At 54.4% G+C, this 13,442-nt stretch carries 16 protein-coding genes and 1 tRNA gene; 7 read left to right on the top strand and 10 right to left on the bottom strand.

Going from position 1 to position 13,442, the window contains the following annotated elements; translation table 11 throughout:
* From ACJAXR_RS04430 to ACJAXR_RS04445, 4 genes are read left to right on the top strand one after another with little or no spacing between them, the layout of a single operon-like run.
* Positions 1-909: a MotA/TolQ/ExbB proton channel family protein gene (locus ACJAXR_RS04430; protein WP_415057051.1), complete on the top strand. Its 909-nt coding sequence runs from the start codon at positions 1-3 to the stop codon at positions 907-909.
* Between the two features lie 2 nt (positions 910-911).
* The gene (gene exbD, locus ACJAXR_RS04435) at positions 912-1,346 is read left to right on the top strand and encodes a TonB system transport protein ExbD (protein ID WP_415057052.1); all 435 of its coding nucleotides are present in this window, start codon (positions 912-914) and stop codon (positions 1,344-1,346) included.
* Positions 1,346-2,062: a TonB C-terminal domain-containing protein gene (locus tag ACJAXR_RS04440; protein WP_415057053.1), complete on the top strand. Its 717-nt coding sequence runs from the start codon at positions 1,346-1,348 to the stop codon at positions 2,060-2,062. Before exbD ends, ACJAXR_RS04440 begins: the two co-directional genes overlap by 1 nt.
* Before the next feature lie 14 nt (positions 2,063-2,076).
* The gene (locus tag ACJAXR_RS04445; RefSeq protein WP_415057054.1) at positions 2,077-4,689 is read left to right on the top strand and encodes an ankyrin repeat domain-containing protein; all 2,613 of its coding nucleotides are present in this window, start codon (positions 2,077-2,079) and stop codon (positions 4,687-4,689) included.
* A gap of 38 nt (positions 4,690-4,727) precedes the next feature.
* Here ACJAXR_RS04445 and ACJAXR_RS04450 read toward each other — a convergent pair whose 3' ends face one another.
* Both ACJAXR_RS04450 and cls read right to left on the bottom strand, forming a co-directional pair.
* A complete protein-coding gene (locus ACJAXR_RS04450) occupies positions 4,728-5,096 on the bottom strand; it encodes a DUF6746 family protein (protein ID WP_415057055.1) in 369 nt (122 codons plus the stop codon).
* Between the two features lie 117 nt (positions 5,097-5,213).
* Positions 5,214-6,656 carry a cardiolipin synthase gene (gene cls / locus ACJAXR_RS04455; protein ID WP_415057056.1) on the bottom strand — a complete coding sequence of 481 codons (1,443 nt, stop codon included), beginning with the start codon at positions 6,654-6,656 and terminating at the stop codon, positions 5,214-5,216.
* Positions 6,657-6,752: 96 nt separating this feature from the next.
* Here cls and ACJAXR_RS04460 point away from each other — a divergent pair, with 96 nt between their 5' ends.
* Together ACJAXR_RS04460 and ACJAXR_RS04465 are read left to right on the top strand one after the other, a co-directional pair.
* The gene (locus ACJAXR_RS04460; RefSeq protein ID WP_415057057.1) at positions 6,753-7,283 is read left to right on the top strand and encodes a hypothetical protein; all 531 of its coding nucleotides are present in this window, start codon (positions 6,753-6,755) and stop codon (positions 7,281-7,283) included.
* A gap of 111 nt (positions 7,284-7,394) precedes the next feature.
* Positions 7,395-8,729: a CASTOR/POLLUX-related putative ion channel gene (locus ACJAXR_RS04465; protein ID WP_415057058.1), complete on the top strand. Its 1,335-nt coding sequence runs from the start codon at positions 7,395-7,397 to the stop codon at positions 8,727-8,729.
* On the opposite strand, the gene ACJAXR_RS04470 is transcribed toward ACJAXR_RS04465, so the two are convergent.
* From ACJAXR_RS04470 to ACJAXR_RS04490, 5 genes are all read right to left on the bottom strand, one after another.
* On the bottom strand, positions 8,726-9,064 hold the full coding sequence (locus ACJAXR_RS04470; RefSeq protein WP_415057059.1) for a TusE/DsrC/DsvC family sulfur relay protein: 339 nt from the start codon (positions 9,062-9,064) through the stop codon (positions 8,726-8,728). The genes ACJAXR_RS04465 and ACJAXR_RS04470 overlap by 4 nt on opposite strands.
* Complete coding sequence (tusB, locus tag ACJAXR_RS04475; RefSeq protein WP_415057060.1) at positions 9,061-9,372, bottom strand: sulfurtransferase complex subunit TusB; 312 nt, start codon at positions 9,370-9,372, stop codon at positions 9,061-9,063. The genes ACJAXR_RS04470 and tusB overlap by 4 nt, the downstream gene beginning before the upstream one ends.
* Positions 9,369-9,722, bottom strand: coding sequence for a sulfurtransferase complex subunit TusC (gene tusC, locus ACJAXR_RS04480; RefSeq protein ID WP_415057061.1), 354 nt, complete (start codon positions 9,720-9,722; stop codon positions 9,369-9,371). The genes tusB and tusC overlap by 4 nt, the downstream gene beginning before the upstream one ends.
* Before the next feature lies 1 nt (position 9,723).
* Complete coding sequence (gene tusD / locus ACJAXR_RS04485) at positions 9,724-10,113, bottom strand: sulfurtransferase complex subunit TusD (protein WP_415057062.1); 390 nt, start codon at positions 10,111-10,113, stop codon at positions 9,724-9,726.
* Between the two features lie 64 nt (positions 10,114-10,177).
* Positions 10,178-10,843, bottom strand: a complete 666-nt coding sequence (locus ACJAXR_RS04490) for a Bax inhibitor-1/YccA family protein (RefSeq protein ID WP_415057063.1) — start codon at positions 10,841-10,843, stop codon at positions 10,178-10,180.
* Between the two features lie 153 nt (positions 10,844-10,996).
* Between ACJAXR_RS04490 and ACJAXR_RS04495 the strand changes: the two genes are divergently transcribed.
* Positions 10,997-11,087: transfer RNA gene (locus tag ACJAXR_RS04495), tRNA-Ser, on the top strand.
* Between the two features lie 196 nt (positions 11,088-11,283).
* On the opposite strand, the gene ACJAXR_RS04500 is transcribed toward ACJAXR_RS04495, so the two are convergent.
* The 3 genes from ACJAXR_RS04500 to ACJAXR_RS04510 all read right to left on the bottom strand — a co-directional run bounded on the left by ACJAXR_RS04500 (position 11,284) and on the right by ACJAXR_RS04510 (position 13,278).
* Positions 11,284-11,637, bottom strand: coding sequence for a hypothetical protein (locus ACJAXR_RS04500; protein WP_415057064.1), 354 nt, complete (start codon positions 11,635-11,637; stop codon positions 11,284-11,286).
* A 22-nt stretch (positions 11,638-11,659) separates the two neighbouring features.
* Positions 11,660-12,307 carry a cysteine hydrolase family protein gene (locus tag ACJAXR_RS04505; protein ID WP_415057065.1) on the bottom strand — a complete coding sequence of 216 codons (648 nt, stop codon included), beginning with the start codon at positions 12,305-12,307 and terminating at the stop codon, positions 11,660-11,662.
* Positions 12,308-12,396: 89 nt separating this feature from the next.
* A complete protein-coding gene (locus tag ACJAXR_RS04510) occupies positions 12,397-13,278 on the bottom strand; it encodes an alpha/beta fold hydrolase (RefSeq protein ID WP_415057066.1) in 882 nt (293 codons plus the stop codon).
* Between the last annotated feature and the right edge of the window lie 164 nt (positions 13,279-13,442).

Here is a 13,442-nt window from a genome sequence, read left to right on the forward strand (position 1 = left end):
ATGCAGACAACTCATCTTCACGTCACAGCCAGCCCTTGGCAGACCCGCCTGCGTCTTGGTGCACTTGTCATCCTGATGGGCTTGACAGGCCTGACAGCCAATCTGGTTCTGGCACAGACTGAACAGCCCGTTAGTGAACAAACCACTTCTGCCACACCTGCTGCACCAACAGGTGTGGCAGGGCCGGCGGTCCAGAGCGTGCAGCCTGCAGCCATGCCTTCTCAGGAATTGATCACTCCCGCCGAGCGCTTTGGTGTGAGGGAGATGTTTTTTCAGGCCGATGTGGTGGTCAAGGCGGTTATGATCTTCCTGGTGCTCTGTTCGCTGGCGACCTGGGCGATTCTGTTCGAGAAACTGGTGGTCTTTGGTCGTGCCAAACGTGCCAATCAGCGTTTTCTCAAGGCATTTCGCGATGATGACAAGACAGTGATGCTTGAACAATCAGATTCCAGCGCTATGGCCCGGATGTGGCAAGTGGCACAGGGTGAGTTGCGGCGTTTTGGCAAAGACCGTCAATCCGATGCCGATCAGATCAATAGACTGCTTCAGCGGATGTCGCTGATGGCCAGTATTCCCCAAGAGCGTGATATGGCACGTCTGGGCAGCATGATGGGAGTGCTTGCGACCATCGGCGCAACGGCTCCCTTCATTGGGCTGTTCGGTACGGTGTGGGGCATTCTAAACAGCTTTGCGAGTATAGCTACGATGAAGTCTGCTAGCTTGGCAATCGTTGCACCCGGTATCGCTGAGGCTTTGCTGGCCACGGCGCTGGGTCTGTTTGCAGCGATCCCAGCGGTGATGATCTTCAACAAATTTGCCCGCGATATTAACCACTTCGTTGGTAGCCTGGATAACTTCTCTGCCGAGATGCTGGCTACTACGTCTCGGCAGCTGGATGAGGTGCGCTGATCATGTCGATTCAGTTCAATTCCGGGCCCACGGTCAAAAGGCACAACTACCAGCAGAATGCCGAGATGAACATCACGCCCTTTGTTGACGTAATGCTGGTACTGCTGATCATTTTTATGGTAGCCGCGCCCTTGGCGACTGTCGAGGTACCAGTGGACTTGCCGAGCAATGCAGCAGCGCCCAGTGCGCCGCCAGCCGACCCGGTATACGTTAGTGTGCAGGCTGACGGCTTGCTATTCGTGCAGGAACAGGAAGTGGTGCTCGCGGATCTGCCGGCGCTGATACAGGGTGTAACCTCAGGGCAGCAGGACACCCGCCTGTTCCTGCGGGGCGACCAGGCTGTTGATTACGGAACGCTTATGCGCGTCATGAACACGTTGCAGAAGGCCGGATACACCCGTATCAGCCTGGTTGCGTCGGAAGAGCTTGAGCCCTGATGAGTCGCTCAACGACAACACTGGGCTGGTCCGCACGGATTCTGGTGATAGCCATCTCACTGGCCTTGCATGCGTCACTGGTGGCTTGGTTGGCAAGTGGGCGTTTTTCCCAGCCTATCGTTAGCGAGCCTGAAGCGGTAGCGATTGAGCTGGTTCAAATGCCGCCGGAACCCGAACCCGAACCCGAACCAATACCCGAGCCGGAACCCGAACCAATACCGGAACCGTTGCCTGAACCAAAACCCGAGCGCAAACCCGAGCTGATCAAGCCTCGGCCAGAGCCGGTAGCTAAGCCAGCGCCACCCAAGACGGCTGGCCCGCCGGTGCATTCTTTTGGCGCCAATACCGAATGGAGCGCTCCCCCGGCACCCCCGGCCGACGCGCCGACACGGGCACGGATGGCACCTTCGGGCTACGCGGAAACCGTCAAGAACAAGGTAATAGCCAACCTTAAGCGTCCTGCGGGATCTTCCTATAAACCGCCACCAGGCTACAAGGGTGACCCGGAGGACTTCAAACGGCAGTGCTATATACCCTATGAAATCATTGTGGATGCTCAGGGCAAGCTGGTGTCCTACACGATTGATCGTTGCGGGGACGCCGTGCTGGACCAGGCTGCAGAACAGGCGATTGTTCAATCAGGACCGTTCCCGCCGCCGCCAAATGCAGGCGCGAGCCAATACACCATTTATGGCACAGCCATATTCATCAAGTAACCGGAGGTCGCTCGATGTTATCCAGATCACGTTTTAACCTTGCATTACTGACGACAGCCGTTGCATTGCTTAGTGGTTGTACTTCAACCCCGGTCGCTGGTCCGGTAGACAACACACCACCGCCCCCAAGCATCCCGTCCCAGAGTATCTCAACCTTAGCCAGTTTCGAGTGTGGTGGTGCATTACCGGAAGTTCACCGGCAGATCTGCGCCAATGATGAACTGTCCCGGGCTGATCGACAGCTACGTGACCAACACCGAGCGCGGGTGCAATCGAGTGACATAGCCGGTGCGTTGCTGCTTGAAGCAAATCACCGTCAATGGCTACTAGGCCGCTCCGGGCATTGTGGGTTGGGCGAGGAGAGCGGCATCGAGATAAGAGGCAACAGCCAGGCGATCGGGTGTTTGCAGGCTCTTTATCAACAACGCTCCCGCGAGTTGGCTGCGTGGCCGGAGGCGCAACCTCGGGCACAGAGCAGCAGCAACGCCTATTCTGCCTATGTTGACTATCGCCTAGCTGATAGCCGTGATCCGGTTTTATGCACTGCCATGACCGCTGAACTGAACGCCGATCTAGACCGTAACGGCATGCCATCAGCGGGTCGTTTGCCCGGCACTACACTACTGGCTGGTACCTATGCACCGAGAAAGTCGGTTAACGTCAACGGCAGCGAAGTACAGGTTGACGTATACAACGCCGGACCCTATGCGGGTTTTGAGCAGCGCTCTCGTGTGTTGATTATCAACGGTCAGGCAGTACTCGGCCCGCGCACGATGCCACAATGGATCGCCCAACAGCCCAATTACGGCGGCCGCGCTCACGCGTCATCTTCACAAACAGGTGATTACGGTTCTATCGACTTTTTCACCCGTAACGGGCGTAATCTGGTGATGGTGAACGAGACCTGGGGCTTCTACTCGCCCGCAGCACGGGGCGAGTCGGCGTTCAGCGGCCTGTATGAGTTGCAAGGGCAGGGCGTCCAACCATTGTGCCTGTTCCAGACTTATCTGACGCCGCCGCGCACCAATACACTTGCCGGCATGCCGGCCTACGCGCAACTGCAAACCGAGCTCGATACCCTGGCTGGCGATCCGCTGCCGGGGTATGCACAACAGGAACGACGTAATAACTTTCAAACCTGGAAAGAGCAGCAGTGGACGTTGCTTAACCTACCCTTGCTGGGTGCCGACGCACTCACTCGTTTTGGTCGTGAAGCGGCAGTTCGCCAGCGCAACGATGCAGCGATGGATGATTTCTTCAGCTGGTCGGAGCGGAGTCTGGGAAACAAGGCGCTGTACCGCAGGGTGATGCCCATGCTGCAACCGGCGCACAATGAGCTGGTACAGATGTTCAATGCCCAAGGTCTGACAACTACCGAGGCACGCGCGGCAGCGGACCTGTTATTTGTGGAGTCGGTTGCACGCACGATGGAAAACATGACTGCGCCGAGCCAGGCACCGGTCATGCCGTTGGTGGCCAATGCCAGCTACCAGCCGCGGTTTGCCATTGCGCCAGCCGCGGGTGAGCTGGAGCGGGATCGCAATTTTGCTACGCTATACAGCGTGTTGCTCAATGATGCGCCGCAGAACGTAGTGCGCGATTTCATTGCCTATGAAACCGACACCCTTGGACGTCAGCGCGGAATGGGGCCTGACTCTAGCCCGGCACTGATGGCTGCCTTGCGAACACCTGCCAACGTACGAATACTGCTTGATGTCGGCTTCAACGTGAATCAGGCTAACGCCTGGGGCAAGACACCGTTAATGGCGGCGGCTCAACTCAATGCACTTGAGAGCGCAAAACTGCTGCTAGCCAACGGCGCTGACGTCCATTTGCAGACGACTCAGTCGCCGAACCTGGGTGTGGGTGGGCCCGATCGTGCTGAAGCAGCAAAAGGCCGGCAAACAGCTCTTCTGCTCGCAGCCCTGGAAGCTGATGCGGGGATGATTACAAGCTTACTCGACGCCGGCGCTGCGCGTCAGCTCTGGAAGGGTTACCACGAGCAGGTCTGCAATGCCCTGGATGCTAACCAGAGTTTGATCGAAAGCGAGCGGTCAACATTCAAGGAGCCCCTGTGTAAAAAGGTCTACAAGCCTTTGCCGGTGAGCCAGCAAAAGCCGGTGGATATTCGCGCTGGAGATATACTGCCGCTCCGTGATGATGGCGTCATATACGAGATCAGCCTGATTGAGCGTCCAGCCATGGATCTTTTTGGTCGAGCCTATGAACTTTCACCAGCCCGTCTTCGTGATGACATAGCTTCGTTTGCCCGTGCCGTGGGTGTGGCGGCAACCCGTCGTGGCAAGGTAAAGATTGATGGTCCTCTTACCCTTGTTTTTGCGGACTTGTCGGCCGTTACTCCAGACCGTTTGCCTGTCACGGTCAGCTTCCCGGTGCAAGCCGCTGGCGTGCCCTCGGTAAGCGGTTTTTTGATGGAGAATGTTGAAGCGCAGCAAGTGCTTCGCGTTGAATTCGATGCGCAGCGTAACGATGTCGAGGGTACTTGGCGAGCCCTCTACAGCGCTGCTCTGACCCAAGGATTCACCCCTGCTAATCGGGGTTACGTGGTAATCGATACGCGGGGCGGTTTGCGCACCGAGTACCAACTACAGGTTATCGACCGATAATGATGGCGCCGCGGCATGTGATCATGCCGCGCAGCTGCTTAGTTAAGCATATTCCTTGCCGCGCCAAGATAGGCAATTCCATGTTGTCGCACTGCTTGGGCGTCACTGCGTTCAGACGCCTGATGCACTGCTTCCAGAGATTCGGCAATGGATCCCGACTCGAGCTGGATCTGTGCCAGCGCATTTTCCAATGTATAGGTCAGTTCGTGAATCTGAGCCAGGTTAGCGTTATCCAGATCACCGGCCAATAACGCCTCCAGTCGACCATTGGAATCATTGAAATTGATCACGGCCTGTTCCAGGGTGTCAGACGATTTTGCCTGGTAATGTTGTATATCTTCGGCCAAGGCCATAGTAGGAGACATCAGCGCAGCAGTCAGAGTCAGGGGCAGCAGGTAGATTCGCATTGAGACCTCTCGATATTAATGATAAACACTCGCATTTGGAATCTAGCAGCAGATTCAAATGATAACAAGTCTCATTATCGAAATTATTTGGAATCTTTGTTAAAAGGCCACAAAAGGTTATAGCAGAGGGCTCATGAAAAACATGGACCGCTCCAGAACACGTGCTCCTCTGCTACGTTCACGCCAGCAGGGAAGGGTGAGCATTTCGCTCTGACGCAGATAAGAGTTGAGCAATCGCCCAATTCGAGTCGAACTATCGCCGTCAAACAAGGCGATGGTCAATTCGAAATTTAATTGCAGGCTACGGATGTCCAGGTTTACGCTGCCGACCAGGGCCACTTCTTCGTCGATCAACATGACTTTGCTGTGAAGTAGGCCGCCATCGAAACGATGGATTTTGGCGCCTGATTCGAGCAAAAGCTCGAAGTATGAACGGCTGGCCCACCCGACCATCATTGAGTCGTTATGCTTGGGCAGTAGCACATTGACATCGACCCCGCGCTTGGCAGCCTGACATAACGCTTCGAATATCGCCTCGGAGGGCACGAAGTAGGGCGTGCAGATGGTAATGCTTTTGTTGGCCCGGTAGATAACAGAGAGTACCGCCTGGCCGATAAGGTCCTCACCAACACCGGGGCCCGAGGGAATGACCGATACCCAGTTCGCCCACTGGGTATCAGCAGGATAATATTCAGGCAACTCGCGCTGGCTAGTCTCGACTTCCCAGTCCCAGGCAAACACCTTCGATAGACCCGGTGCAGCCTGACCGTCGAGCCGCAGCATGATATCGATCCATTGACCGACGCCAGCTCCCCGCTTGAAGCTCACCGGATCGGCCATATTCATCGAGCCCGTGTAGGCAATACGATCATCAAAAATAAGTAACTTGCGGTGCAAACGTAGGTCGATGCGCTGGGCCAGGGCGCGCATTAACTTGACTGGCAACGCCGGGACCACCTGAATACCAGCAGTAACCATCTTCTTGCGCCAGTGGGAGCGAAAGAAACGGCGGCTACCCGCATGATCGATCAAGAGGGAGACCTTGACCCCGCGATGACTGGCCGCGATCAAAGCTTCAGTGATGTCATCTACTCGGCCACCGGGGTGCCAGATATATGTTTCTATCCGGATACTATCGGTCGCTTGTTCAATGTCACGCAGCCACTGTTCAAAGATTGCCTCGGGAGTATCCAGCAACTGCATTGCTGAATAGCCAAGTGCGCTTACGCCGTTGCGCGCGATCAGCAGCTGATGAATGCCCTGGGCAAGAGGCCCACCGGGCAAAGCTGCTTCGGACCCGCCAAACCGGTGACTAATGGTGTGTAAATAGGGGTCGATCATTGCCCGTGTACGTTTGGCATGCCTGCGCCCCAGATTCAGCTCGCCAATCATCAGATACAACACTGCGCCGATCAAAGGAATTACATAAATGACCATCAACCACGCGAGTGTGCCACTCACCGGCCTGCGGCGAGTAATAACACGAATCGTGACCGCCGCCGAAAAGAGCCAGTAGAAAACGACCGCCAAGAGGGCAGCAATGTTTTGCAGATTATCCATCGTTTTCCATTTTGGTCGTCGGCCAACCTATGCGCGGATGGTTAATCTAGCAGGCTTTAGGTACGCTTGTAAGTCATCGACGGACTCGGAAAATCTATGCTTCCTTTCACTCTGGTAGATCGCCTGCGTTACATTCTCGAACGGCAGCTGATCAAGGGCGTGCATTACCAGTTGCTCGTTGTTGCGCTGTTCATTGGCCTGATTTCGCTGATCGGCGGCTGGTTGGCTTGGCCCTCGGCGGAGGCCGATGCTCCCTTGTCTGACTCTGTCTGGTGGGCTTTCCTGCGGCTGACCGATCCTGGGTACTTAGGCGACGACGAAGGTACCTGGCGAAGGGTAGTTTCTACCGCGCTAACCATCATGGGTTACGTTGTCTTCATGGGCACGTTGGTCGCTATCATGACACGTTGGCTCATCAGTAAGATGGGCGTTCTGGAGCAGGGCCTCACTCCGGTCACCATCAGCAATCATGTGGTGATTCTAGGCTGGACTAATCGCACTATCCCTCTGGTTCAGGAAATAATGGATACTAGTGGAGGCATCCAGCGATTACTCAAGTCTCTGGATACGCGTCGACTGCGTCTAGTGATTCTATCCGATACGGTGAACACTGAGCGCACTCAGTAGTTGCGCGATACGCCTGGTATCGGTCGGGGTAGTAAGGACATCATACTTCGCTCGGGAACGCCTCTGCAGCCTGAAGCTTTGCATCGAGTTGCCTGTCTTCAGGCGGCGGTGGTGCTGATCCCAGGTCGCTCTCAGGGAGGCAGTACGCTGGTCACTGGCGACATGGAGACCATCAAGGCCTTGCTGACGCTACAGGCTCAAGGACATCAAAGCGCCCAGCCTTTGCCTTATGTCGTCGCCGAAATTGAGGATGTACGCAAGTTGAATGTCATGCGCCGTGCGTATCCTGGTCCCATGGAGATCATAGCCAGCGATGCTATCGTCAGCCGGCTCATGGCTCAGGCGATTCTACATCCAGGCCTTCCCGAGTTTTATGGCGAGGTCATGTCGGTTCACGATGGCAACGAGATCTACCTGCGCTCTACAGACATCTGTGTAGGTCAGACATTGGCGCAAATCGCAGCCAATTGCCCGCGCGCGGTGCTCTGTGGGTTGGTTCGACAGGAGGGCGATGTATGGGCTGCACACCTGAACGCAGCGACCAGCGAAACAGTTCAACTGGGCGACAAGCTGGTCATGCTGGCCAGACAATACGAAGACGCTGATCCAGCTCAGAAGAGCGATAAGCCAGCGAGTGCATGGCACCGCAGCAGGGTAGTCAATGCGGGCTTGAGGGCTGGAGATCAGACTTCGAAGTCTGTGTTGATTCTGGGCTGGAATCGCCGCTTGCCTGCCTTGGTTCACGAGCTGGCTACCTACAGTGCTCAGTGCTTTAATCTTATGATGGTATCCACTCTGGAAACCGATGCCCAGCGTGAAGCACTGGTGCAATACAGCGAATTGGCCCAGCAGGTACCCTGTGAACACCTGCAGGCCGATTTCATGGCAGAGACCACGCTTAGAAAGATACTGCAAGCAGACTGGGATAGCATTCTACTGGTATCCAGTGATCGCCTTGATTCTGGAGAAGAAGCTGACGCGCGCGCGATGGTGGGCTATATGGCCGTCGATGAGTTGCTCAAGGAACGCACACGCCGACCACAACTACTGCTTGAGTTGAGTGATCCAGCGAATGAAGAACTGGTGGTACGTAATCGCAGCGAAAGCATCATAAGTCCCATGATACTCAGCCACTTAATGGCTCAAATTGCGCAGCGTCGCGAGCTCGGACTGGTCTTTGAGGAGTTGTTCACTGTCGGTGGTGCCGAAATCCTCTATCGAAATATCAGCGAGTATCCAATGCAAAGCGTAGCGACCTTTGCTGATCTGGAAGCCGTAGCCGGCCTACAAGGTGAAACTGCCCTGGGTGTCTACCGGTTCACCCCCGACGCTGAAGGCAGACGCCTACAACTTAATCCTGCTCGAGACGCCCCGCTCAAGCTGCAGGTGGGCGACCAACTAGTGATACTGACCACGTTACCGCTAGAGCTTAAAGCGAGAAGCTAAAGACAATTATCAGGCTTGGGTAGCCCGGCAATTTTGCTCGCCAGCTTTGCCGGGCTACCGGGGAATAGCGACAGCAAATAGAGGCTGTTACCTTTTTCGACGCCAAGCTCCTGGCCAATGAACTTGACCAGAGGACGCATTGCAGGGGAGAGCTGATACCGCTGATGGAACCGGCGCAGGGCTAGCACAATATCAAGATGTGCGGCAGAGAACTCAATACCTTCTCTAAGCGCAAGCTCTGCAGCCAGCGCTTCTGACCAGTCGTCCAGATCAACCAGAAAGCCCTCCTTATCCAAGGGCACATCCCGAAGATTGATTTGAATTGACTGGCTCACCAGCTGAGCACCTTGCTACTTTGGGCGCAAATCTCGACCATGCGGTCATAGTTTATAGGCTCAATATGCTTGGGTAAGTCATCTAGCGCCAGCCCGCGCGCCTGCATATCGGCATCCAATACGTACATCCGAACCTCATCAGGCAACAGGCTGATATTACTCAACGCGATAGATTCGGGTAATAACGCGTAAACCGCATCTTCGATCAGAAGCACACTCTGCTTGCTCGCCAACACGCGCAGGCAACTGGCCATTGATGTATTGCTGGTCGGAGAATGACGCAGAATATGAATTATGGGTGCGCTCACAACGAGATCACCTCTGAGTAGTCTTCCAGCAAAGTAGCAATCTGTGCGCTGTCGACGCAATTGACCGCCAGAAGGCATTGATTGATGTTCAACCCGCGCTCGCAGAGCGAATGGCGACAGACCATTACATCTTCGATCCCATACATATCCAGCGCTTCGAGATTGGCTGTCAGAGATTTTTGCTTGAGCACGCCAGCATCCTGGTCCTTGCTTAACTGGAGCACTCCGTCATCCATGAACAACAAGCCGGTTGGCACCCCGAAGGCAGCTGCAGCTAACGCCATATCAAGCGCTTCACGGGCAGCAAGGTGAGCAGGTGGGCGGCGGGTTATAATCAGCAGACTTTTCATGTCAAGTACCAAAGGTCACGGTGCGATCAGCAGTTTGCAGACTGTCCACCCATTGGCCCAGGCCTGACAGCTCCCACGGAGCACCCGTGTTGGCTACAGGACGCTGCCAGCGATTGGCTTCTGCGTCATTTAATACGCCACGACGTAGAGCGGCTGCAATACAAATCACCCCGTCAAGCTGATTATCACTGATAAAGGTGCGCCAGTCGGCATATACATCGGCCTCATCCTGAGGTTGGATACCGAGCGCTGTCGCCAAATGAACCGCATCGCGATAAAAGAACAAACGACTTATCTGGTGTCCAGCATTCAGCACAGCGCTGGCGAAGTTAAGCGCGCTGCGTGCTGCGGGATCCTGAGGGCCGGCAAGGAGGACAATCGCAAAATTCATATTAAGCTGGCGCCTGAAAAAAAAGGCCCGCAGTTGTGCGGGCCCCAGATTATAGTATGTTTACTCAGTCCTGATTGAAGATACCCAGCAAATGCAGCAGGCTCAGGAACAGATTGTAGATGGATACAAACAGCGTAATGGTGGCCATTATGTAGTTTTCTTCGCCACCGTGAATGATCGAACTGGTCTGGTACAGGATCACAGCTGAGGAAAACAGCACGAAGCCGGCGGAGATAGCCAGTGACAGGCCACTGATCTGCAGGAACATGCTGGCAACCACAGCGCAGAGCAGAACAACAAACCCAGCCATGATGAAGCCTGACAGGAAGCTGAAGTCCTTGCGGGTGATGATGGCGTAAGCCGACAAGGAAAAGAACACAACAGCAGTCATACCAAGAGCCATAGCTACTAGAGCGCCTCCATTGGGCAAGCCCAAATACATATTCAATACAGGCCCTAGGGTGTAACCCAGAAAGCCAGTGAACGCGAAGGTGCTGACCAAACCCCAGCCTGAGTTGCGCAGTTTGGTGGTCAGGAAGAGCAGGCCATAAAAACCTGCCAACATCAGGATGATGCCAGGGCGTGGCAGATTCAGGCTCATCGAGATAAAGGCTACTAGCCCACTAAATGCGAGAGTGATGGCCAGCAGGGAATAGGTATTGCGAAACAGCTTGCTTACTTCCGCCTCGTTTACACCCGAATGTTGCAGGGCGCCTTGATGATTGTTCATGGACTAATACTCCAGTAGGATAAATCGATTTACAGCTTACCAAGATCATACCTGTTCAATACCCCAAATCAAGCGTTTACGACGGTTAAAATATTGCTCTGTGCTACGCGAGCCATTGACTAAGCAGAAGTTTCCGGTAGTATTGCCGGCCGTGGAGGGATGGCAGAGCGGTTGAATGCACCGGTCTTGAAAACCGGCGTAGGTTAATAGCCTACCCAGGGTTCGAATCCCTGTCCCTCCGCCACTATTCCTTATTTTTCAATGACTTAGCACACTGAAAAATATCTAAGTATCAACGTACGTATCATGTAGAAAGTGCTGGATTTGGTTGCTTTACGACGCCTTCCAGCATCACCCCAGCTACTTAATAAATCTCTCTGATACCCATCGCGGATAATGCCCGGTCATCCTGCACAGGTGCCTCGTCATCGGCCCGACCTTCAGCACATCATCAAAAGCCTGCTCTGATTCATATCCAGCCACGTTGTACAGCTTGCTGCCGTTCCAGTAGATACGGGCATCTTCCAGCAGAAACGCCAGCGCAGCGCACCATAGATGATACTCTTGCGTCGCGTGACGGTCATTCTCAGGATCTTCTTCAAGCGGAACGCCTCGGCAGGCTCGAGAAAGTCTTCTAGGCGCTCGTTAAGCCGCATGATCTTGACGGATGCGCCCATCAGCAAGACGATGTGCGACGATTTATCGGGGTGCTGCAGGGTACAATTGACGTAAATGGCCCTAAGATCTGAAAAAATCGGTCTCATTCTGGTCACAAAGCGAGGTTTGTCTTTCATACGATTCCATCGGTATTCCTCCTCAACCCATTGAATCGACGGCTTCCCGGGTTGTCAGGGCCTCACTGGCGATGAAGTTGAAGTTGACCAAGGCGGCCTGATACCCATCTCCAAGCTCCGGATCGATGGCAGCTGCGGTGGCGTCGGTGACGACGAACACTTCGAATCCCTGTTCAATCAAATCACGCATGTGCGACTCAACGCACAGGTTCGCCGACATGCCTGCGAGGATGACCTTGCTGATCCCGTGTTTACGAAGATTGAGTGTCAGGTCGTTATTCTGAGGGCCGTAGACCTTGTGCGGGCTGACTACGATAGTGTTGCTATGGTTCAGCAGCGGCTTGAGCCGTTCCAGCCAGTCAGCGCCGGATCCTTCAAAATCGGTCAGATCCAGCGGCCCGCGGCGGGCGAACATACCGATCTCGTGCATTTTTTTCTCGAGGGTACCGCCGAATTGCCACTCTTTGTCAGCTGGATAATAGTAGTGCGGCGACACAAAAGTCCGGTATCCGCCATCACGCGCGGCGGTCAACAAGGCCTCCAGATTGGCGATGGTGTTATTTTCGCGAACACTGTCGCTAACCAAGCCCCAAGCGGCACCGTCTTCGCTGAGGAAATCGTTCTGGGGATCAGTCACGACCAATGCAGTAGTTTTGTTGTCGATGTTCATTGTTGAATCCTCGAATTAGTAAAATTATCAATAGAGCTGCTTTTGTAGACAAGCCTGTCCCCTTGGTGCTGAAGTTACTGCCCTCGTGCCTAACGTCGTATCAGAAAATTCAGAATTAGTTCGCTGATTTCCGTGGGTTTCTCCTCCAGAAGAAAGTGGCCTACATCGTCAATGACGGTAAGTTTGGAGTTAGGTATCGCTTTTTCCAGGCGAGGGCCATACTCCGGTTTCTGGAACGTGTCCTTCTCTCCCCAGATAATTAACGTGGAATGCGGTAACTGTGAGAGCGTATCGGATATAGCAAGGGTGTATTCGCTGTTCAGCCGCCGCAGGTTCCGGAAAAAAGCCTTCTTTCCTTTTTCTGTGGACCAGGGTTTCGTGTAGAGCTCAATGACTGACTTGGTCATGACCTGCGGGTCGACAACGCCCTTTGGCAGGAAGCCGCGAATCATCTCAACGAAATCATCGAGTCCCATGTCAGCCTCGGCTCCGTGTTTCTGTAAAGGCTCGAACTCCGGAATTGGCCATGAGTCGAAGCAAACGCTATCGATTAGCACCAATTGGTCGATGCGCTCGGGTTTTTCGACCGCCATGAGCTGTGCCACGCCACCGCCGATATCGTGGGCAACCACATTGGCACGACGGATACCCAGTGAATCCAAGAGTCCGAACAGAATGCGTTGTTGGGCGTTGATTGAAACATCGGCGCTTTCGGGCATTTCCGATTGGCCATAATTGAGAAGGTCCGGTGCAATGACGCGAAAATTTTTCGACAGCTCCGGAATGACTTCGCGCCACATTAATCCATTGCTCGGGATACCATGGATCAGCAGGAGGGGTGGCCCCTCGCCTTCATCAATGTAGGCAATTCGATGCCCATCAACTCGGGTGAACTGCTGGGTGTATCTCAAGCTTGTTGACGCAATTTCGGGCGCATTACCCGCACTGTTTTCGGTCTGATTACTATTCATAAACTGATCTCCCGGCATTGGAAGGAGTTCCAAAGCACTGTCTCAGCTCTCAGCCCCAAGGATGGCGATAGCCACGTCTGTGCGTCATCGAACAGACGTTGGAGTGCCTTGCAGCCTGCTAGCGCAATAAATAGCTCGCCTTCGATGGTCAAAAATTGAGCACA

It is taken from the genome of Halopseudomonas sp. (genome assembly GCF_047631575.1).
Classification (GTDB): domain Bacteria; phylum Pseudomonadota; class Gammaproteobacteria; order Pseudomonadales; family Pseudomonadaceae; genus Halopseudomonas.

What these genes read in the sequence shown, in the direction of transcription:
- ACJAXR_RS04510 (WP_415057066.1), bottom strand. Translation starts at nt 13,278, where the DNA reads ATGAATAGTAATCAGACCGAAAACAGTGCGGGTAATGCGCCCGAAATT.
- tusD (WP_415057062.1), bottom strand. Translation starts at nt 10,113, where the DNA reads ATGAATTTTGCGATTGTCCTCCTTGCCGGCCCTCAGGATCCCGCAGCA.
- ACJAXR_RS04445 (WP_415057054.1), top strand. Translation starts at nt 2,077, where the DNA reads ATGTTATCCAGATCACGTTTTAACCTTGCATTACTGACGACAGCCGTT.
- ACJAXR_RS04490 (WP_415057063.1), bottom strand. Translation starts at nt 10,843, where the DNA reads ATGAACAATCATCAAGGCGCCCTGCAACATTCGGGTGTAAACGAGGCG.
- tusC (WP_415057061.1), bottom strand. Translation starts at nt 9,722, where the DNA reads ATGAAAAGTCTGCTGATTATAACCCGCCGCCCACCTGCTCACCTTGCT.
- ACJAXR_RS04430 (WP_415057051.1), top strand. Translation starts at nt 1, where the DNA reads ATGCAGACAACTCATCTTCACGTCACAGCCAGCCCTTGGCAGACCCGC.
- ACJAXR_RS04500 (WP_415057064.1), bottom strand. Translation starts at nt 11,637, where the DNA reads ATGAAAGACAAACCTCGCTTTGTGACCAGAATGAGACCGATTTTTTCA.
- cls (WP_415057056.1), bottom strand. Translation starts at nt 6,656, where the DNA reads ATGGATAATCTGCAAAACATTGCTGCCCTCTTGGCGGTCGTTTTCTAC.
- ACJAXR_RS04450 (WP_415057055.1), bottom strand. Translation starts at nt 5,096, where the DNA reads ATGCGAATCTACCTGCTGCCCCTGACTCTGACTGCTGCGCTGATGTCT.
- ACJAXR_RS04505 (WP_415057065.1), bottom strand. Translation starts at nt 12,307, where the DNA reads ATGAACATCGACAACAAAACTACTGCATTGGTCGTGACTGATCCCCAG.
- exbD (WP_415057052.1), top strand. Translation starts at nt 912, where the DNA reads ATGTCGATTCAGTTCAATTCCGGGCCCACGGTCAAAAGGCACAACTAC.
- ACJAXR_RS04460 (WP_415057057.1), top strand. Translation starts at nt 6,753, where the DNA reads ATGCTTCCTTTCACTCTGGTAGATCGCCTGCGTTACATTCTCGAACGG.
- ACJAXR_RS04440 (WP_415057053.1), top strand. Translation starts at nt 1,346, where the DNA reads ATGAGTCGCTCAACGACAACACTGGGCTGGTCCGCACGGATTCTGGTG.